An 18,815-nucleotide genomic window follows, 5' to 3' on the forward strand; every position below is an offset into this window, starting at 1 on the left:
GAGTATCGAGTAGGAAACTCATTCCTTCGGCGTCGACGGCCGATAGAACTCATCCTCGTCATGGGCTTCGGCCAGTTGCGCGAATTCTGGATCAGGTCGCAGAAAAAGGTCTGGATCATCCATCGGACCCAAATGAGCCCAGACGCCTGGAATACGATCCCCTTGCGCCACCTTGGGTTCAGGTCGATGGGCGACAGCCACGGTTTGCCCATCGCGGGTCAGCAATACGAGATCTTCGCCCGCATCAATATGCGCCACGAGTTCGCTCAGCGCGTCGTGCCCGTTGATGTCGACCTTGATCGTCATTCCGTAAATCTAGCACGGAACATAACGCGAACCAAGCCTACCCCGCGCCCATCGCCACGGCGATATGATAGGTCGCGAACGAGGCCAGATAGGCCAGGCCGGTCATGTACAGGAACATCACGGTCGGCCAGGTCCAGCCATTGGTCTCGCGCTTGACCACGCCCAGCGTCGCCGCGCACTGCGGGGCGAACACGTACCAGGCCAGGAACGACAGGGCCGTGGCCAGCGACCACTGCTTGGCCAGCAGACCGCCCAGGGCGGTGCCGGCCTCGTCGTCGCCGCCGACGGCATAGACGGTGCCCAGCGCCGCCACGGCCACTTCGCGGGCCGCGAAGCCCGGGATCAGGGCCACCGTCATCTGCCAGTTGAAGCCGATGGGGGCCATGACCGGCGCGATGAAGTGGCCGATGCGGCCGGCGAAGCTGTAGTCGATGGCCGGGCCGGTAGCGCCCTCCGGCGGATAGGGGAAGGTCGACAGCACCCAGACCAGCACCATCAGCGGCAGGATGATGCGGCCGGCGCGGCTGATGAAGATGCGGGCGCGGGTCCACAGGTTCATCAGCACGTTGCGCGGCTCGGGCCAGCGATAGGTCGGAAGTTCCATCATGAACGGCTCGACCGTGCCGCGCCAGAACACCCGCCGGATGATGAACGAAACCAGCAAGGCGCTGACAATGCCACCGGCATAGAGGCCAAACATCACCAGACCGGGCAGGCTCAGAAAGCCCCAGACGGTGGTGTGCGGAATGAAGGCGGCGATGATCAGGGTATAGACCGGGATGCGGGCCGAGCAGGTCATCAGCGGCGCCACCAGAATGGTGGTCAGCCGGTCGTGCTTGTTGTCGATCACCCGCGTCGACATGATCCCCGGGATCGCGCAGGCGAAGCTGGACAGCAGCGGGATGAAGGCCCGGCCGTGCAGGCCGGCCCCGCCCATGATCTTGTCCATCAGGAAGGCCGCGCGGGCCATGTAGCCGCTGTCTTCGAGCAGCAGAATGAAGAAGAACAGGATCACGATCTGCGGCAGGAAGACCAGTACGCTGCCGACCCCGGCGATCAGGCCGTCGGTGATCAGGCTCTGCAGCAGGCCGTCAGGCAGAACGGCGGCGACCAGGCCGCTCAGCCCGGCGAAGCCCGCCTCGATCAGGCCCATCAGGGGCTCGGCCCAGGTGAACACCGCCTGGAACATCACAAACAGCAGCAGGCCCAGGATCAACAGGCCGGCCGCTGGATTGAGCAGCACGTCGTCGATCTTGCTGGTGATGGTGTCGGGTCGTTCCGGCGGCTTCACGCAGGCCTTGAAGATGCGCTGAGCCTCGGCGTGAGCGGCGCGGATTTCGGCCGCGTCGGGCTCGCGCCAGGTGCTGGCGTGCTCGCCGGCATGGCTGAGGGTCAGGGCCTCGGCCTGGGCGAGCAGGTCATCAAGACCCCGCTTGCGGGTTGCCACGGTGGTGACGATCGGGACGCCGATCTCGGCGCCCAGCCTTTCCAGGTCGATGCGCAGGCCCTGGCGCTGGGCGATGTCGTACATGTTCAGCGCCAGCACGAACGGCCGGCCGACCTGTTTCAGTTCCAGCGCCAGCCGCAGCACGAGCCGCAGATTGGTGGCGTCGGCGACGCAGATCAGCACGTCGGGCGCCGCCTCGCCGGCCAGGCGGCCGAGGATGGCGTCGCGGGTCACGACTTCGTCTGGACTGCGCGCGCGCAGGGAATAGGTGCCGGGCAGGTCGAGAAGGCGCAGGGCCCGGCCAGCGGCGGTGGTCACAACCCCTTCCTTCCGCTCGACGGTGACGCCGGCATAGTTGGCGACCTTCTGGCGGCTGCCGGTCAGGGCGTTGAACAGGGCGGTCTTGCCGGAATTGGGATTGCCGACCAGGGCGATCCGCGCCGGGTGCAGGATAGAGGTGTCAGAGGTCAAGACTGGGTCCCGTCAAACTGCACGGTCACTGCACGGGCCTCGCGCCGGCGCAGAGCCACGCGGGTGTCGTCCACCCGCACGGCGATGGGGTCGCGGCCGAACAGGCCCTCGTGCAGGACCTCGATACGCGCGCCCTCGACAAAACCCATCTCCAGAAGCCGCCGCTCCAGTTCCTCGGCATCGACGGCCTCGGCCGCGCCGGTCTGGCCGGTGACGCTGACGATCACGCCCTTGTCGCCGCGCGAGGCTTCGCCCAGCGAACGCGCGCAGGGCGTATCGGCAAGAACGGCGTCAAGGCCGGAAACCAGGGCAAGACCGTCGGACATCGAGACTCCCGTGAAAACTTGCGAGTGATTATCAGTCCAAGACGGCGCTGTCGATGCGGCGTTCTCGCAAGGTTGAGTTATGATGCCCGGACTCTCGAGGAGCGAGGCGGAATGGCGCAGGGGCGTTAATCTGTTCGACTCTTGAGGCCCGGACCGGTCTGATTGCCTGTAACGATTCGCGTGGACGGACTGATGCGAAGGCTGATGCTGGCGCTGCTTACGGGCGCCTATCTTTGTCTGGCTCTGATCATCTCCCTGGTGCTGTGGCGCACGGGGGCGGCTCCGGCTGTCGGTCTGTCAGCCTTCATCGGCACGCTGGGCCTGTGCTTTGCGTTCCATGGCATGATCGCCAACACCTTCGAGTCCGCGCGCACCCGCATGGACATCGACACCGTGCGCGAGGCTCACGCCATCCTGCTGGACCAGATCGAGAAGATCGACGCCCGCATGACCGAACTGGTCGAGAGCGTCGCGATCGACGCCCAGCGCCGTTCCGAAGAGCTGTCGACCGAGGTCCACCAGCTGGAAGACCTCATCGCCACCATGAACGACCGGCTTGAGCACCAGCTGACCCACCAGGTCGCCGCCGCTCGCGTCGAGGTTCGTGGCCGCACGCCGCAGTCCAACGTGATGCTGCAGGTCGTGCAGGAGGCCCTGGCCGAGAACCGGGTCGACCTCTATCTGCAGCCGATCGTCAGCCTGCCCCAGCGCCGGACCGTGTTCTACGAGAGCTTCTCGCGCCTGCGCGACGAGACCGGCCGGGTGATGATGCCCGCCGAATATCTGGCCGTCGCCGAGCCCGAAGGCCTGATGACCGCCATCGACAACCTGCTGCTGTTCCGCTGCGTGCAGATCGTGCGCCGGCTGGCCAAGCAGGACCGCAAGGTCGGGATCTTCTGCAACATCTCGCTGGCCAGCCTGGCCGACGAGAGCTTCTTCCCGCAGTTCCTGGAATTCATGCAGGCCAACAAGGACCTGGCCGGCGCGGTGATCTTCGAACTGGGTCAGGCCGCCTTCGAGCGGCGCGGCGCGGTCGAAGCCCGCCACATGTCGCGTCTGGCCAGCCTGGGCTTCAGCTTCAGCCTCGACAAGGTCAATGACCTGGATCTCGACTTCCAGGACCTGGCCCGCGCCGATGTGAAATTCCTGAAGGTCGGCGCCCAGATGATGCTGGACCAGCTGCAGGAGCAGGATGGCAAGCTGGTCATCGCCTCCTTGCCCGACCTGAACGCCAGCGACTTCGCCGCCCTCACGCGCCGCTATGGCATCGAGGTGATCGTCGAGAAGGTCGAGGCCGAAAAGCAGATCGTCGATATCCTGGATCTCAACATCGGCTATGGCCAGGGCCACCTGTTCGGCGAACCGCGCGCCATCCGCGACGCCGTGCTGGCCGAGGCCGAGCCCCCGCAGGACTTCATGCGCGGCGCCCTGCGCCGGCGCGCCTCAGGCTGGTGACACTTTCGGGTCTCTGGCCGCAAGCTTCGGAATGACCCGCTGATCCGTCGGGCGCATCTTCCCCTCAACAGAGGAGATGTTCCGATGACCGCTTCGACCTATCCAGACGATGACGCGCGCTGGGACGCCATGCGCCGCAAGGACCGCGCCGCCGTGGGCGCCTTCTACATCGCCGTGCGCACCACCGGCGTCTATTGCGTCGCCAGCTGCGGCGGACGGCCCCTGCGCAAGAACGTCGAGTTCCACGCCACACGGCAGAGCGCCCGCGCCGCCGGCTTCCGCGCCTGTCTGCGCTGCAAGCCCGATCTCGAGCGCGAAGTCCTGCGCTACGCCATCGTTTCCTCCAGCCTGGGCCTCACGCTGGTCGCCCGGTCGGACAAGGGCCTGCGTCTTGTGACACTTGGCGATGATGCCACCGGCCTGACGGCCGACCTCGAGCGTCGCTTCCCGACCGCACGGCTGCTCCCCGACGCGGACGGCCTGAAGGCCGAGCTGGCCGCCGTCGCGGCGTTCATCGACCGCCCGGAGAGCCGCCTGGACGTGCCGCTAGACGACCAGGGCACCGACCTGCAGCGCGAGGTCTGGGCGATGCTGCGCCAGATCCCGGCCGGCGAGACGGTGTCTTATGCCGAGCTGGCCCGCGCCATCGGCCGGCCGACCGCCTCCCGCGTGGTCGCCAATGCCTGCGGGGCAAATCCACTGGCGGTGATCACCCCCTGCCATCGGGTGGTGCGCGCCGACGGCGGCCTGTCGGGCTATCGCTGGGGCGTCGAGCGCAAGGCCGCCCTGCTGGCGCGCGAGGCGGCGTGAGTCTGGAGTGGAAGCGGATCGCCGCCGAACTGGACGCCCGCGGCTGGGCCCTGACCGGCCCGATGTTCACCCCGCAGGCCTGCGCCGACCTGACGGGGCTCTATGCGCGGCCTGAGCTGTTTCGCAGCAAGGTGGTCATGGCCCGGCACGGCTTTGGCAAGGGCGAGTACCAGTACTTCGCCTATCCCCTGCCCGAACCGATCCAGGCCCTGCGCGAGGACCTCTATCCGCCCCTGGCCTGGATCGCCAACCGCTGGGCGCAGCGGTTGGGCGAAGCGCGGCGCTTTCCCGAAACCCTGGACGAGATGCTGACCCGCTGCCACGAAGCGGGCCAGGTGCGGCCCACCCCGCTGATGCTGACCTACGGCCCGGGCGATTATAACTGCCTGCATCAGGACCTGTATGGCGAGCAGGTCTTCCCGCTGCAGGCCGCCTTCCTGCTCGACGAGCCCGGCCGCGACTTTGAGGGCGGCGAGTTCGTGCTGGTCGAACAGAGGCCCCGACAGCAATCGGCCCCGCAGGTCGTGCCCCTGCGCCAGGGCGAAGGCGTGATCTTCGCGGTCCGCGAGCGGCCGGCCGAAGGCGCGCGCGGCGTCCATCGGCGGATATTGCGACATGGAGTCAGCGAGATCCGCTCAGGCCGAAGACGGACCCTGGGCGTGATCTTCCACGATGCAACCTGAGCCTCAGCCCAGCGGCGAGACCCCGAAGAAGATCCGGTGGAGGAACAGTACGAACAGGACATAGAGCGCCGTCCCCGCCACCACCATGATCATGTCAGCCAGCGGCTTGGTCGCGACAGGCGGCGGCGCGTTGCGGGCCAGCGCCGAGATCAGGTCGATCACACCGTAGGCCAGGAAGCTGCCGAACAGCAGCACCGAGGCCAGGTCGCCATTGGCCGCCAGGTGCCCCGCCGACCACAGGATGACGCCGATCAACATGGGGTGGCGCACCATCGCCTTGATGCGTCCGACCGGGCCGTTGGAGCCGGCCAGCAGGATGAAGGCGGGCAGCATCAGAGCCATGGCGGCATGCCGACCCCAGGCCGGTGGGTCATAGAGCTGCGGAGCCATCAGCCGGTATTGCATCCAACCCCAGATGATCAGACCAAGCCCGGCCGCCGCGACCAGCGAATAGAGTCCCTTCCATCGACCGGGACTGGCCGCGACCTGGGCATCGCGGAACGGCCCGGCGACGATGCGCACGCTGTGAATGCCGAAGAACAGCACAAGTCCCAGGATCAGAATCGCCATCACGCCCTCAACAGCTTTGGCTGGAGCTTAGTCACAGAACGCCGATCAGCGAAAGTACGGGCTCTTGCAAAGCGCGCGCGACGACGACACCTGAGCCTTCCAGCGTTGACGCCCCCGCTTCCGACCGGTACCGCCGCCCCCATGATGGATTTTCCAGACCGCCTCTCGGCTCTCCGCGACCGCTACGACATCGTCCTGTGCGACGTCTGGGGCGTGATCCACAACGGCGTCCAGAGCTTTCCGGAGGCCTGCGAGGCCCTGGTGCAATGGGGCGCCCAGGTCGGGCCCGTGGTGCTGATCTCCAACGCGCCGCGACCGTCGCATGATGTGGTCTCGCAACTGGACAGCCTGGGCGTGCCGCGCGCGGCGTGGAGCGGCTTTGTCACCTCCGGCGACGCCACCCGCGCCCTGCTGGAGGCCCGCGCCCCAGGCAAGGTCTGGCGGATCGGCCCCGACCGCGACGCCCCGCTCTATGCCGGCTTCGACCTCGATCTGAAGGGCTCGTGCGAAGACGCCGATTTCATTAGCTGCACGGGCCTCTATGAGGACGAGACCGAGGTCCCCGAGGACTATCGTGATCGCCTGGCGATCGCCGCCAAGCGCGGCCTGACCTTTATCTGCGCCAATCCCGACCGGGTGGTGCAGCGCGGCGACAGGCTGATCTTCTGCGCCGGGGCCCTGGCCGATCTGTACGAAAGCCTGGGCGGCGCGGTGATCATGGCCGGCAAGCCGTTCGCGCCGATCTATGACCTGGCCATCGCCGAGGCGGAAAGACTGACCGGCAAGCCCGTCGACCGCGACCGCGTGCTCTGCATCGGCGACGGCGTCATCACCGACGTTCTGGGCGCCGAGAACCAGAAACTGGCCTGTCTGTTCATCGCCAAGGGCATCCATGGCGAGAAGGCCATCGGCCCGGACGGCCTGCTCAATCCCGAGGCCGTGCTGGCTCTGCTGGCGGCCGACAAGGTCGGGGCCACGCACGCCGTGGGCGATCTGGTCTGGTGAAGACCGAACGAGCCGCTAGATTGCGCTGAAACCACAGTAAAAACCGCAGGGTAACGCGTCATGCAGGGTCTGTTTCTTGAAGAGCTCAGCGTCGGCCAAAGCGCCGATCTGGTTCGCACCGTCGGCGAGGCCGACATCATCGCCTTCGCCGCCGTGACGGGCGACAACAATCCCGTGCATCTCGACGCCGAGTTCGCGGCGACCACCAGCTTTGGCGAGCGCATCGCCCACGGCATGCTGTCGGCCGGCTATATCTCGGCGGTGATCGGCACCACCCTGCCCGGTCCTGGCGCGATCTATCTGTCGCAGTCGCTGCGCTTCAAGCGACCGGTCAAGATCGGCGATGAAGTCACCGCCCGGGCTACCATCACCGAGATCGACCAGGCCAAGGCCCGCGTCACCCTGGCCACGGTCTGTCTGGTCAACGGCAAGCCGGTGGTCGAGGGTGAGGCCCTGATCATGGTTCCGCGCAAGGCCGTCTGATGAAGCTGAAAATCGTTCACGGCTGGAAGGACCTTGCGTCCGAAGAGCGCGGCGCCGCCGTGGCGCTGGGCAATTTCGACGGCGTGCATCGCGGCCACCAGCAGGTGATCGCCGAGGCGGCCAGGGCGGCGCTGGCCCTGAAGGCGCCGCTGGGCGTGGTCACCTTCGACCCGCACCCGCGGCGGCTGTTTCGCCCGGGCGAGCCGGCCTTCCGCCTGATGACCACCGAGCAGCAGGCCCGCGTTCTGGCCGGCATGGGCGTCGACATTCTCTATTTGCTGCCGTTCGACTTCCAGATGGCCAGCTTCTCGGATCGGGAGTTCGTCGAGCAGGTTCTGGTCGAGGGACTGGGCGTCCGGCACGTAGCGGCCGGCTTCGACATCTCGTTCGGCAAGGGCCGCTCCGGCAGCCCCGAGGGGATGAAGGCCTATGGCGCCGAGCATGGCTTTGGCGTCTCGATCGCCGAGCCTGTGGCGGGCGAGGCCGGCGACAAGTTCTCGTCGACCAGCGTCCGCGACGCCCTGCGCGACGGCAGCCCCCAGATCGCCGCCCGCATCCTGGGTCGCCCCTTCGCTATCGAGGGCGTGGTCCGCCGCGGCCAGCAGCTGGGACGCACGCTTGGCTTTCCCACCGCCAATGTCGAGATCATCGACTATGTGGTGCCAAAACTCGGCGTCTACGCCACCCGCACGCGCCTGCCCGACGGCCGCGAGGTGCCCGGCGTGGCCAATCTGGGCAACAATCCCACCACCGGCACGGTCGAGACCCGGCTGGAAACCTGGCTGTTCGACTTCGACGAAGACCTGTACGGCCAGGTCATCGAAACCCACCTGATCGCGTTTTTGCGGCCCGAACAGAAGTTCGGCAGTATCGAGCTGATGGTCGAGCAGATCCGCCGGGATGAAGCCCAGGCCCGCGCGATCGTGTCGCCGGGGTTTTAGCGGCCAACACCGAACGCCCCCTCCGTCACGTCGCCTCCCATTCCTTTGCTTGGGGGCGGCGCCGCGCCACCTCCCCCGCACGCTTCGCTACGGGGCAGGAGAAGAACAGCCTACCCCTCCTGCCCCGTGAAACGGGGGAGGTGGCGCGATGCGAATACGCATCGTGACGGAGGGGGCGTCCTGTGGACGCCGTTTCGCCCAACCGGCGATCCCCCTATCCCTGACCGGAGCTTCGCTGTTAACCTCCATTAACCACCACGGGGGCGGGATGTTGAAAGCGCGCAAGTACGAGCATTTCGCCAGGGCGCGCCGTCCCGCGCCCAAGCGCCGGCACGAGATCCTGTCCTATCCGGCCGACGCCCAGTTCGTGTTCGACACCGGCAAGGCCGTCGAGGTCGAGGGCGGCTATTGCGCCCTGCCCAATGGCGACCTGCTGGACGCCTATTCCAACGCCGTGGTCCGCGCCGTCGAGGTGGTGGGACCCGCCGTGGTCCGCGTGCATCCGATGCTGGAAGACCCGCGCATGCAGGGCATCGGCTCGGGCTTCGCCTTCGCGCCGGGCGGGCTGATCCTGACCAACAGCCACGTGGTGCAGGGGGCCACCCGCTTCGTGGTCATCACCGCCGAGGGCCGCAGCCTGACGGCGCGCTGCGTGGGCGATGATCCCGACACCGATCTGGCCATCCTCAAGGTCGACCAGAACATCGACATTCCGATCGCCAAGCTGGGCGATTCCAAGAAGCTGCGACGCGGCCAGCTGGTGATCGCCATCGGCGCGCCGCTGGGCTTCGAGGCCACGGTGACCACCGGCGTGGTCTCGGCGCTGGGTCGCTCGCTCAGGGGCGAGCGCGGCCGGCTGATCGAGGACCTGATCCAGACCGACGCCGCCCTCAATCCCGGCAATAGCGGCGGTCCGCTGGTCAATTCTGCCGGCGAGGTGGTGGGCATCGCCACCGCCGTGATCGCCGGCTATCAGGGCCTGTGCTTCGCGGTGGCGGTCAACACCGCCACCTATGTGATCCAGGAACTGCTGGACCACGGCTTCGTACGGCGCGGCTCGATCGGCCTGATCGCCCAGCAGGCCCCCATTCCCGCCGGCCTGGCCCGCGCCACCGGCGTTACCCAGCCCTATGCGGTGTTCGTGGCGCATGTGGACGCCGGCGGCCCCGCAGCCAAGGCCGGCGTCAGGGAAGGCGACCTGCTGATCCAGGCCGGCGACCAGATCCTGACCGGCCTGGACGACCTGCTGCGGGCCCTGGACCACCACGCGATCAACAAGCCGACGCTGTTCACCCTGATCCGCGAGGGCCGGCTGATGACGGTGTCGATCACGCCGAAGGTGAGGAAGCGGGGGTAGGGGCGGCCAACGCCGTAGCGCCCCCTCCGTCACGTCGCCTACCGGCGCCGCGCCACCTCCCCCGCAAGCGGGGCAGGAGGGTTCAGCTGTTCTTCTCCTGCCCCGTAGCGAAGCGTGCGGGGGAGGTGGCGCGATGCGGATACGCATCGTGACGGAGGGGGCGTCCGGCGCCAGCCGTCCTAGCTCTGGCCTTGCCCGCAACCCTCTGCTATCCCCCAGCCCATGACTTTCGTTCGGAAATCCTCGCGAATTATCCGCCCGGCGTAACGCTGGACGCAGGTTCGAGCGCGCGCCGGGATCAAGACCCGCACCCCTTTTCCGAACTTCCCAGCTGGATAGCTCTCCCATGGCCGACGACGCCACGCCCGCCCGCGACTATCGCGAAACCGTCTTCCTTCCCGACACCCCGTTTCCGATGCGCGGGGGCCTGCCCAAGAAGGAACCCGAGATCCTGGAGGGCTGGGCGGCCCTCTCCGACAAGGGCCTGTACGGCGCGGTGCGCGCCAAGCGCCAGGCCGACGGCGCCCCGCTGTTCGTGCTGCACGATGGCCCGCCCTACGCCAATGGCGCCATCCACATCGGCCACGCCCTGAACAAGACGCTGAAGGACTTCGTGGTCCGCTCGCGCTTCGCCCTCGGCTACGACGTCGACTACGTGCCCGGCTGGGACTGCCACGGCCTGCCGATCGAGTGGAAGATCGAGGAAGAGTTCCGCGCCAAGGGCCGCCGCAAGGACGAGGTCCCGGCCGAGGAGTTCCGCACCCGCTGCCGCGACTATGCCGGCGGCTGGATCGAGGCCCAGAAGGTGGAGTTCCAGCGCCTGGGCATCCTGGGCGACTGGTGGAACCGCTACGCCACCATGGACTATACGTCCGAGGCCACCATCGTCGCCGAGTTCCACAAGTTCGCGGCCAGCGGCCAGCTCTATCGCGGCTCCAAGCCGGTGATGTGGAGCCCGGTCGAGCGCACGGCCCTGGCCGACGCCGAGATCGAGTACCACGACCATGTGAGCCCGACGGTGTGGGTGAAGTTCCCGGTGGTGAAGCGGGCCGACGGGATCGCGAGAGATTTCGTGCCAGGCGTGTCAGCCGATGCTGACCTTCGTGACGCCAGCGTCGTGATCTGGACCACCACCCCGTGGACCATCCCCGCCAACCGCGCCATCAGCTTCAACCCCAAGGTCGAGTACGGCCTCTATGAGGTGGAAGCCATCGAGGAGAACCTCGAGTTCGCCCCATGGTCGAAGGTTGGAGATCGCCTGATCGTCGCCGACAAGCTGGCTGACGATGTCCGCAAGGCCGCCAAAGTCGCGACCTGGCGCCGGGTCGAGCCCGTCGATCCGACCGGCCTGATCTGCGCCCACCCGCTGGCCCAGTTCGACGAAGGCTTCGCGTTCGACGTGCCGCTGCTGGCCGGCGACCATGTCACCGACGACGCGGGCACCGGCTTTGTCCACACCGCCCCCGGCCACGGTGCCGACGACTATCTGGTCTGGCTGAAGAGCGGCTACAGCCTCGATTCCATCCCCGATACCGTCGACCCCGACGGCGCCTATTTCCCGCATGTGCCGCTGTTTGCGGGCCTGAAGGTCATCGAGACCGAGGGCAAGAAGGCCGGCAAGTTCGGGGCCGCCAACGGCGCGGTCATGGACAGGCTGATCGAGGCCGGCAACCTGCTGGCGCGCGGCCGGGTCGAGCACAGCTATCCGCACAGCTGGCGCTCGAAGGCTCCGATCATCTTCCGCAACACGCCGCAGTGGTTCATCCGCATGGATCAGCCGCTCGACAGCGGCAAGACCCTGCGCGAGACAGCCATCCAGGCCATCGCCGACACCGCCTTCCACCCCGACGGCGGTCGCAACCGCATCGGCGCGATGGTGGAAAGCCGGCCCGACTGGCTGGTCAGCCGCCAGCGCGCCTGGGGCACGCCCCTGGCCATGTTCGTCGACAAGGACAGCGGCCAGCCCCTGATGGACGAGGCGGTCAACGCCCGCATCCTGGCGGCCATCCGCGAAGGCGGCGCCGACGCCTGGTTCCTGCGTCCCGACGCCGAGTTCCTGGGCGAGGCCTATGACGCCGCCCAATACGAGAAGGTCGGCGACATCCTCGACGTCTGGTTCGACTCTGGCTGCACCCACGCCTTCACCATCGAGGGCCGGGCCGACAGCCACTGGCCGGCCGACCTGTATCTGGAAGGCTCCGACCAGCATCGCGGCTGGTTCCAGTCCAGCTTGCTTGAAGGCTGCGGCACCCGCGGCCGCGCGCCCTACAAGGCGGTTCTCACCCATGGGTTCACCCAGGATGAGAACGGCGAGAAGATGTCCAAGTCCAAGGGCAACACGATCGAGCCGCAAACCGTCACCAAGGAAAGCGGCGCCGAGATCCTGCGGCTGTGGACGGCGATGGTCGACTATTCGGAAGACCAGCGGATCGGCAAGACCATCCTGGCCACCACCACCGACGCCTATCGCAAGCTGCGCAACACCACGCGCTATCTGCTGGGCGCCCTGGCCGGCTTCGACGAGGCCGAGCGGGTGACGAACTACGACGACTTCCCGCCGCTGGAAAAGTTCATCCTGCACCGCCTGTGGGAGCTGGATGGCCAGGTCCGCGCCGCCTACGAGACCTATCGCTTCGCTGATGTGACGCGGCCGCTGATCGAGTTCTGCCAGGGCGACCTGTCGACCCTGTTCTTCGATATCCGCAAGGACAGCCTGTACTGCGACAAGCCCACGGAACTGCGCCGCCGGGCCTATCGCACCGTGCTGGACTATGTGTTCGAGCGCCTGACCATCTGGCTCTCGCCCCTGACCAGCTTCACCATGGAAGAGGCGTGGATGACGCGCTTCCCCGAGGCGGGCTCCAACAGCCTGCGGGTGATGCCGGCGACGCCGGCGCAGTGGGAAAACCCCGCCGAGGCCGCCCGCTGGGCCAAGGTTTCGACGGTGATGTCGGTGGTGACCGGAGCCCTGGAAGTCGAGCGCCGTGAAAAGCGAATCGGCTCGGCGCTGGAGGCCGCGCCGGTGGTGCATGTCAGCGAGCCTGATCTGCTGAGCGCCTTCGACGGCCTCGACGCCGCCGAGGTGTTCCGCACCAGCGCCGCGACCCTGATCGCGGGCGACGGCGGCGCGTTCACGACCGACGAGGTCAAGGGCGTGTCGGTGGATCCGCAACTGGCCGAAGGTCACAAATGCGCCCGCTCGTGGCGGATCCTGCCCGAGGTCGGAACCGATCCGCGCTACCCGGAGCTTAGCCTTCGCGACGTGGAAGCCGTGGCGTGGTGGGATAGCCAGAAGGGGTGACCCCCTTCCCCCTTGATGGGGGAAGGGTTGGGGATGGGGGTGGCGCGGCGGCTAGACTGGATCGGTCCCCGCCAAGTTTCCGCCGCCGCATCACCCCCACCCTGCCCTCCCCCATCAAGGGGGAGGGTTGATACCTTTGCTGACGCGCCTTTTGGGGGCTGAAGAAAACAATGCTGAACATCACCCGCCAAGGCTGGATCGCCTACGCCATCGCCGTCACCACCGTGGCGCTCGACCAAGCGTCCAAGCTGTGGATCCTGCATGGTCTGGACCTGCAGGCCCGGGGCACGCTGCCCCTGCCCGGTCCGCTGGACCTGACCATGGTCTGGAACCGGGGCATGAGCTTTGGCCTGCTGAACGGCCACGGCGAATGGAGCCGCTGGCTGCTGACCGGCTTTTCGGCTGTCGTGGTGGTGGCCCTGGCGATCTGGGCGCGCAAGGCGGTCAGGCCGCTGATGGCCATCGGCCTGGGGCTGATCATCGGCGGCGCCATCGGCAACAACCTGATCGATCGCATCGTCTATGGCGCGGTCGCCGACTTCATCGACGTGCGCGACCTCTATTTCCCGTGGATCTTCAACATCGCCGACGCCGGCATCTCGATCGGCGTGGCCTTCCTGCTGCTCGACAGTTTCCTGACGGGCGAGGACAAGCTGGCCCATCCGACCGAATAAGGCCGCAATCGCAAGAGACATTGGCGCCCGCGCGCTGATGTCGTATCGAGAGCGCTCGAAATTTTGGCCCGCACGGGCCCGCTGGAGCATCGGTTCATGAGTTTCAATCGGGTTGCGACCCTGAGCGTTCTGGCCGCCGTGGCCGCCACGGGCCTCGCCGGTTGCCAATCAGCCTCCAAGGCGCTCGGCATGAGCAAGGTGGTCCCCGACGAATTCCGCGTCGTCACCAAGGCTCCGCTGGTCGTTCCGCCCGACTACGCCCTGCGCCCGCCGGCCCCCGGCGAGCCCCGCCCGCAGGAACTGCAGCCCGAAAGCGCCGCCCGTCAGGCCCTGATCGGCCAGAGCATCGCCGCCGGTCGTTCGGACGGTGAAAAGCTGCTGGTCGCCCGCGCCGGCGTCGACAAGGCCGATCCGCTGATCCGCTTCGTCGTCGACGACGAGACCGGCGACCTGGCCCACAAGGACGAGAGCTTCGCCTCCAAGGTGATGTTCTGGAAAAAGGACAAGGCGGCGCAAGTGGCCTCCACCGCGACCGAAACCGGCGCCAACGCCCCGCTGGTGGTCGACGCCAGCGCTGAGGAAGCCCGCCTCAAGGCCCTGATGGGTCCTGGCAAGGTGGTGATCAGCCGCGACAAGCAGACCCGGATCAAGCTGCCGGGCCTGTAGGCTTTAGCGACATCTGCGAATTCGACGGCCCGGCGGCGAAAGCTTCCGGGCCGTTTTTCGTTCACGAACTTGCCCCCTACGGGCTGCTTGTGAATCAGGCGCTAAAAATTTGTCATCCCGGACAAGCCTGGCGAAGCCGGGCGCCGATCCGGGACCGACTTTGAACGCCGAGCTCAGACGTCGATCCCGGATCTTCGCGCTGCGCGCTCGTCCGGGATGACAGTCGTTTTGTTCATGTGCGATCGCCCCGCCCCTAAGAGGGCGAGTCGTCCAGATCGTTTCAATCCCCCGGCGTCCGCACCGTGAAGCCCCTGACGCGCATGCGGTCCAGCAGGCCGTTCTGGGCCACCAGGCCGCGAATCGAGAACAGGGCCACCGCGTGTCCGGGCGTCCTCATCGCCTCGGTCAGGGCCTCGACCTCATCGTCCATGGCCCGCTTTTCCAGCTCGACCATGCCCGGCAGGCTGCGGATGCAGCGCTGGAAATTGCGTGGCCCGGCAATGGCCTCGCGCACGTCACCCCGCGCCCATGCGGCGGCGGCCGCGCGGGTCGCAGCGGTTCCGGCCTCGGCCTCGCTCAGCACGCCCTCCAGGCACAACTGCCCCGCCTCATCGGAGTGGTCGCGCACCGCCGCCTTCATCACCGGCATGGCCTTGTAAGTCCCGGCGGGTTTGGCCTTCACCCGATGCTTGCGCGCCAGCTTGCCGACCGTGCGCTCGGGCTCGCCCGGGTCCAGCCTGGTGGTCTTCTGATAGTCCATGGCGATCATGATCCCCGCGCCGAGCGGACTCCAGTCGCGATAGGCGTCGGGCTTCTTGCCCAGCTGGGCGCGAACCTTCGCCAGCCGAGGCGCGAGTTCGGGCGTGGCGGCGTCCAGCGGCTGGTCGGATTTCAGCTTGCCGCGCAGTTTCAGCATGGCGGGGATATCGGTCACGCCCGCCCGGCCGACCGGCGGCAGGATCAGGGCGAAGGCGCCGTCCAGCCGACGATCCAGCACCGACGTATCCCAGCGCGATCCCTTGGGCAGCGAGGCCAGCGTGCCCAGCATGTAGATCGTAGTGTCGCCGTCGGAGATCCGCCACCAGGCCGGTCCGGGCAGCTTGGCGTTGACCACCAGCGCCTCGACCAGATTGGCCTCGGGGTCTTCAGGAACCTGAGCGTGGCAGACGAGCGGCGACAAGACGGTCAGCACCGCGCCTAGAACTGCGAATCTCATGATGGTCGGCTTCCCCTGATCGATCAGACGATCATGACACGGCTCTTGCGGCCAAAGCTTGACCTAGAGAGCGCCATCGGCCGGCGTCGTCACCGTGAAGCCCTTGGCGCGCAAGCGCGCCAGGACGCCCTGCTCGGCCAGCAGTGGACGGAAATTGACCAGGGCCACCGACTTGCCAGGGGTCTTCAGCGCCGCCTCGATGGCGCTGGTCGAACGGTCGATGGTCTGGCGGATCTCGGTGGCCACCCGCGGCGTCGCCGACAGGCACGCCTGATAGCCACGGTCGGCGGCGGCCAGCTTGACCACGTCGCCCTCGGCCCAGCGCCGGGCCGTTTCTTCGATCCCGGGACCGCCCGCATCCGCCTCGCGCAGGCCGGCGTCCAGGCAGAACTCCTGCTGGGTCTTGGGCAGCGAGCCAACGGCCTTCAGCGCGTCGATCACATCATAGCCCTCAAGCTCCTGGATCTTCGGGCGCTTCTGCAGGTCACCCTTGCGCGCGATCTTCTCGATGCGATCGCCGATCGAGCCGCGGCTGATCGACACCGAGCCGCCTGTTTTCATGTTGGCGACCAGGAAACCGGCAAAGGCCGGCTTGATGTCGTCCATGCTGTCGGCGTCCTCGCCAACGGTCTTCAGGCGCGCCTCCAGACGGGCGCGAAGGTCCGGCGGCAAGGTCTGGCGCATCGGGGTGTCGGTCAGGAAGTAGCGACGGCCTCCCATGGCGAGACTGACGACGCGAACGACATTGATCTTGGGCTCCGGGGCCAGGATCAGGCGGTTGGCGCCGTCCAGCCGCCGTTCGATCACCGAGGTGTCGAAAGCCAACCCCTCGGGGGCAATGGCCGGCACCGCCAGCACATAGACGGTGCTGTCGGCGTCGGACACCTTCCACCAGGCGGGACCCGGCAGCTTGGCGTTGACCACCAGTTCCTCGACCAGATTGGCCTCCGGGTCGACCCGCTGGAGGTCGATGGGCGCGGACTGGGCCTGGGCCTGGGCGCCGCCCAGCAAGGCGAGCGCGCCGGCCAAGGCGGCGACCTGGGATGCTTTGGAACCGATCTTCACTATCTCTGATCCTCGAAGGGTGGTGGAATCGATCTAGAATGATCGGATCTGCGTGACTTGAAGGGCCCAGCGCCCGCCGGGTCAAATTACGAAGACGCAATGCCAGGTCGGCTTCGCCGCCCCGCCTCGAAAGCCCGACCATGCCGATCCTTCGCTTGCCCCCGGAAACCGTCAACCGCATCGCCGCCGGCGAGGTGGTGGAACGGCCCGCGAGCGCCATCAAGGAACTGGTCGACAATGCCATCGACGCCGGGGCCACCCATATCGAGGTGGAAGCCCATGGCGGCGGCCTGACCCGTATCCTGGTGGCCGACGACGGCATGGGCCTGTCAGCGGACGAACTGCCTGTCGCCATCGAGCGCCACGCCACCTCGAAACTGGCCCCCGACGCCGACGGCCTGTGGGACCTGCTGCGCATCCACACCATGGGTTTCCGGGGCGAGGCCCTGCCGTCGATCGGCTCTGTGGCACGCCTGCAGATCAGCTCCCGCGCCAAGGGGGCCAAGGACGCCTTCTCGATCCTGGTCGAGGGCGGTCAGGTCGGCGATGTGGCCCCCGCCGCCTTCCCCGGCCCGCACGGCGCGCGGATCGAGGTGCGCGACCTGTTCTACGCCACGCCGGCTCGCCTGAAGTTCATGAAGTCGGAGCGCGCCGAGGCCCTGGCGATCACCGAGGAGATCAAGCGCCAGGCCATGGCCCATGAGGCTGTCGGCTTCTCGCTGGATATCGACGGCCGCCGGGTGCTGCGCCTGCCGCCCGAGCATCCGGGACCGCAGGGCCGTCTGGCGCGTCTGGCCGCCGTGCTGGGTCGCGACTTCCAGGACAATGCCATCGAGATCGACCAGACCCGCGACGGCGTGCGCCTGACCGGGTTTGCGGGCCTGCCGACCTATAATCGCGGCAATGCGGCCCATCAGTACCTCTTCGTCAACGGCCGCCCCGTGCGCGACCGGCTGCTGCAGGGCGCGCTTCGCGCCGCCTATGCCGATTTCCTGGCCCGCGACCGCCACCCGACGGCGGCGCTCTATGTGTCGCTCGACACCGCCGAGGTCGACGTCAACGTCCACCCCGCCAAGGCCGAGGTGCGGTTCCGCGATCCGGCCCTGGTGCGCGGCCTGATCGTCGGGGCGCTGCGCCATGCCCTGGCCGGGGCCGGGCACCGGGCCTCGACCACGGTGGCGACGGCGGCGCTGGACAGCATCCGAGCCCAGGGTGGCTCACCGTTCCAGTTCCGCGCCGATCCTTCGCCCGCCGGCTTCTCGGCCTGGCGCGAGGGCGGCTGGGCGCCGCCGCGTCCGCAGGGACTGCCGGGCCTGTCGGATGTTTCGGCCCGGGTCGAGCCCGGCTTCAGCGACGTGCTGGGCCAGGCCTATGACGCGATCCAGAACGGCGACGCGGCGCGAAGTTATCCACAGGCTGGAGACTATGCTGCCCCGCCGTTCGACCCCGTCGACTTCCCGCTGGGCGCGGCCCGGGCCCAGGTGCACGAGACCTATATCGTCGCCCAGACCCGCGACGGCATGGTCATCGTCGACCAGCACGCCGCCCACGAGCGCCTGGTCTATGAGCGCATGAAGGGCGAGATGGAGTCCGGCGGCGTCACGCGACAGACCCTGCTCCTGCCCGAGGTGGTGGACCTGGACCCCGCCGAAGCCGAGCGCATCCTGGCTCGCGCCGAGGAACTGGCGGCCCTGGGCCTGGTGATCGAAAGCTTCGGTCCCGGCGCGGTGCTGGTGCGCGAGACCCCGGCCCTGCTGGGCAAGTCCGACGCCGCCGGCCTGGTGCGCGACATCGCCGACGACCTGGCCGAGAACGGTCAGGCCCTGGCGCTGAAGGAGCGGCTGGAAGCGGTGTGCTCGACCATGGCCTGCCACGGCAGCGTCCGCGCCGGTCGCCGCCTGAACGGCGCCGAAATGAATGCCCTGCTGCGCGAGATGGAGGCCACGCCCCATTCGGGCCAGTGCAACCACGGCCGTCCGACCTATGTGGAACTGAAGCTAGCCGATATCGAGCGCTTGTTCGGGCGGCGGTAGGGGCAG

The 18,815-nt window shown here is 67.7% G+C and carries 17 protein-coding genes; 11 read left to right on the forward strand and 6 right to left on the reverse strand.

Annotated elements, in window-relative coordinates; translation table 11 throughout:
• Nucleotides 1–18 precede the first annotated feature (18 nt).
• From ACN2C8_RS14220 to ACN2C8_RS14230, 3 genes are read right to left on the reverse strand one after another with little or no spacing between them, the layout of a single operon-like run.
• A complete protein-coding gene (locus tag ACN2C8_RS14220) occupies nt 19–306 on the reverse strand; it encodes a hypothetical protein (RefSeq protein WP_419252546.1) in 288 nt (95 codons plus the stop codon).
• Between the two features lie 37 nt (nt 307–343).
• Nucleotides 344–2,224: a ferrous iron transport protein B gene (gene feoB, locus ACN2C8_RS14225; RefSeq protein WP_419252548.1), complete on the reverse strand. Its 1,881-nt coding sequence runs from the start codon at nt 2,222–2,224 to the stop codon at nt 344–346.
• Entirely contained in the window at nt 2,221–2,550 is a 330-nt protein-coding gene (locus ACN2C8_RS14230; protein ID WP_419252549.1) for a FeoA family protein, read from the reverse strand. The genes feoB and ACN2C8_RS14230 overlap by 4 nt, the downstream gene beginning before the upstream one ends.
• 192 nt (nt 2,551–2,742) lie before the next feature.
• Here ACN2C8_RS14230 and ACN2C8_RS14235 point away from each other — a divergent pair, with 192 nt between their 5' ends.
• The 3 genes from ACN2C8_RS14235 to ACN2C8_RS14245 all read left to right on the forward strand — a co-directional run bounded on the left by ACN2C8_RS14235 (nt 2,743) and on the right by ACN2C8_RS14245 (nt 5,498).
• Nucleotides 2,743–4,005 carry an EAL domain-containing protein gene (locus tag ACN2C8_RS14235; protein WP_419252551.1) on the forward strand — a complete coding sequence of 421 codons (1,263 nt, stop codon included), beginning with the start codon at nt 2,743–2,745 and terminating at the stop codon, nt 4,003–4,005.
• A gap of 84 nt (nt 4,006–4,089) precedes the next feature.
• On the forward strand, nt 4,090–4,815 hold the full coding sequence (locus ACN2C8_RS14240; RefSeq protein WP_419252553.1) for a methylated-DNA--[protein]-cysteine S-methyltransferase: 726 nt from the start codon (nt 4,090–4,092) through the stop codon (nt 4,813–4,815).
• Nucleotides 4,812–5,498, forward strand: coding sequence for a 2OG-Fe(II) oxygenase (locus ACN2C8_RS14245; RefSeq protein ID WP_419252555.1), 687 nt, complete (start codon nt 4,812–4,814; stop codon nt 5,496–5,498). The genes ACN2C8_RS14240 and ACN2C8_RS14245 overlap by 4 nt, the downstream gene beginning before the upstream one ends.
• A gap of 3 nt (nt 5,499–5,501) precedes the next feature.
• On the opposite strand, the gene ACN2C8_RS14250 is transcribed toward ACN2C8_RS14245, so the two are convergent.
• Nucleotides 5,502–6,068, reverse strand: coding sequence for an NnrU family protein (locus ACN2C8_RS14250; protein ID WP_419252557.1), 567 nt, complete (start codon nt 6,066–6,068; stop codon nt 5,502–5,504).
• A gap of 141 nt (nt 6,069–6,209) precedes the next feature.
• Between ACN2C8_RS14250 and ACN2C8_RS14255 the strand changes: the two genes are divergently transcribed.
• From ACN2C8_RS14255 to ACN2C8_RS14285, 7 genes are all read left to right on the forward strand, one after another.
• Nucleotides 6,210–7,073: a TIGR01459 family HAD-type hydrolase gene (locus ACN2C8_RS14255; protein ID WP_419252559.1), complete on the forward strand. Its 864-nt coding sequence runs from the start codon at nt 6,210–6,212 to the stop codon at nt 7,071–7,073.
• A 60-nt stretch (nt 7,074–7,133) separates the two neighbouring features.
• Nucleotides 7,134–7,556 carry a MaoC family dehydratase gene (locus ACN2C8_RS14260; protein WP_419252561.1) on the forward strand — a complete coding sequence of 141 codons (423 nt, stop codon included), beginning with the start codon at nt 7,134–7,136 and terminating at the stop codon, nt 7,554–7,556.
• A complete protein-coding gene (locus ACN2C8_RS14265) occupies nt 7,556–8,497 on the forward strand; it encodes a bifunctional riboflavin kinase/FAD synthetase (RefSeq protein ID WP_419252563.1) in 942 nt (313 codons plus the stop codon). Before ACN2C8_RS14260 ends, ACN2C8_RS14265 begins: the two co-directional genes overlap by 1 nt.
• A 268-nt stretch (nt 8,498–8,765) precedes the next feature.
• A complete protein-coding gene (locus ACN2C8_RS14270; RefSeq protein WP_419252564.1) occupies nt 8,766–9,854 on the forward strand; it encodes a S1C family serine protease in 1,089 nt (362 codons plus the stop codon).
• A 346-nt stretch (nt 9,855–10,200) separates the two neighbouring features.
• Entirely contained in the window at nt 10,201–13,155 is a 2,955-nt protein-coding gene (gene ileS / locus ACN2C8_RS14275) for an isoleucine--tRNA ligase (protein WP_419252566.1), read from the forward strand.
• A gap of 170 nt (nt 13,156–13,325) precedes the next feature.
• Nucleotides 13,326–13,829, forward strand: a complete 504-nt coding sequence (gene lspA / locus ACN2C8_RS14280; RefSeq protein WP_419252568.1) for a signal peptidase II — start codon at nt 13,326–13,328, stop codon at nt 13,827–13,829.
• Between the two features lie 96 nt (nt 13,830–13,925).
• On the forward strand, nt 13,926–14,495 hold the full coding sequence (locus tag ACN2C8_RS14285; protein ID WP_419252570.1) for a DUF3035 domain-containing protein: 570 nt from the start codon (nt 13,926–13,928) through the stop codon (nt 14,493–14,495).
• A 280-nt stretch (nt 14,496–14,775) separates the two neighbouring features.
• On the opposite strand, the gene ACN2C8_RS14290 is transcribed toward ACN2C8_RS14285, so the two are convergent.
• Both ACN2C8_RS14290 and ACN2C8_RS14295 read right to left on the reverse strand, forming a co-directional pair.
• Nucleotides 14,776–15,711, reverse strand: coding sequence for a TraB/GumN family protein (locus ACN2C8_RS14290; protein ID WP_419252572.1), 936 nt, complete (start codon nt 15,709–15,711; stop codon nt 14,776–14,778).
• A gap of 63 nt (nt 15,712–15,774) precedes the next feature.
• On the reverse strand, nt 15,775–16,776 hold the full coding sequence (locus ACN2C8_RS14295; protein WP_419252574.1) for a TraB/GumN family protein: 1,002 nt from the start codon (nt 16,774–16,776) through the stop codon (nt 15,775–15,777).
• A 140-nt stretch (nt 16,777–16,916) separates the two neighbouring features.
• Between ACN2C8_RS14295 and mutL the strand changes: the two genes are divergently transcribed.
• Nucleotides 16,917–18,809, forward strand: a complete 1,893-nt coding sequence (gene mutL, locus ACN2C8_RS14300) for a DNA mismatch repair endonuclease MutL (protein ID WP_419252576.1) — start codon at nt 16,917–16,919, stop codon at nt 18,807–18,809.
• The last annotated feature ends 6 nt before the right edge of the window (nt 18,810–18,815 follow it).

It is taken from the genome of Caulobacter sp. ErkDOM-C (assembly GCF_048541825.1).
GTDB lineage: Bacteria > Pseudomonadota > Alphaproteobacteria > Caulobacterales > Caulobacteraceae > Caulobacter.

Excerpts from the sequence above, each read along its gene's own strand:
- ACN2C8_RS14220 (WP_419252546.1), bottom strand. The coding sequence starts at position 306 with ATGACGATCAAGGTCGACATCAACGGGCACGACGCGCTGAGCGAACTC.
- ACN2C8_RS14230 (WP_419252549.1), bottom strand. The coding sequence starts at position 2,550 with ATGTCCGACGGTCTTGCCCTGGTTTCCGGCCTTGACGCCGTTCTTGCC.
- ACN2C8_RS14235 (WP_419252551.1), top strand. The coding sequence starts at position 2,743 with ATGCGAAGGCTGATGCTGGCGCTGCTTACGGGCGCCTATCTTTGTCTG.
- ACN2C8_RS14240 (WP_419252553.1), top strand. The coding sequence starts at position 4,090 with ATGACCGCTTCGACCTATCCAGACGATGACGCGCGCTGGGACGCCATG.
- ACN2C8_RS14250 (WP_419252557.1), bottom strand. The coding sequence starts at position 6,068 with ATGGCGATTCTGATCCTGGGACTTGTGCTGTTCTTCGGCATTCACAGC.
- ACN2C8_RS14255 (WP_419252559.1), top strand. The coding sequence starts at position 6,210 with ATGATGGATTTTCCAGACCGCCTCTCGGCTCTCCGCGACCGCTACGAC.
- ACN2C8_RS14260 (WP_419252561.1), top strand. The coding sequence starts at position 7,134 with ATGCAGGGTCTGTTTCTTGAAGAGCTCAGCGTCGGCCAAAGCGCCGAT.
- ACN2C8_RS14265 (WP_419252563.1), top strand. The coding sequence starts at position 7,556 with ATGAAGCTGAAAATCGTTCACGGCTGGAAGGACCTTGCGTCCGAAGAG.
- ACN2C8_RS14270 (WP_419252564.1), top strand. The coding sequence starts at position 8,766 with ATGTTGAAAGCGCGCAAGTACGAGCATTTCGCCAGGGCGCGCCGTCCC.
- ileS (WP_419252566.1), top strand. The coding sequence starts at position 10,201 with ATGGCCGACGACGCCACGCCCGCCCGCGACTATCGCGAAACCGTCTTC.
- lspA (WP_419252568.1), top strand. The coding sequence starts at position 13,326 with ATGCTGAACATCACCCGCCAAGGCTGGATCGCCTACGCCATCGCCGTC.
- ACN2C8_RS14285 (WP_419252570.1), top strand. The coding sequence starts at position 13,926 with ATGAGTTTCAATCGGGTTGCGACCCTGAGCGTTCTGGCCGCCGTGGCC.
- ACN2C8_RS14290 (WP_419252572.1), bottom strand. The coding sequence starts at position 15,711 with ATGAGATTCGCAGTTCTAGGCGCGGTGCTGACCGTCTTGTCGCCGCTC.
- mutL (WP_419252576.1), top strand. The coding sequence starts at position 16,917 with ATGCCGATCCTTCGCTTGCCCCCGGAAACCGTCAACCGCATCGCCGCC.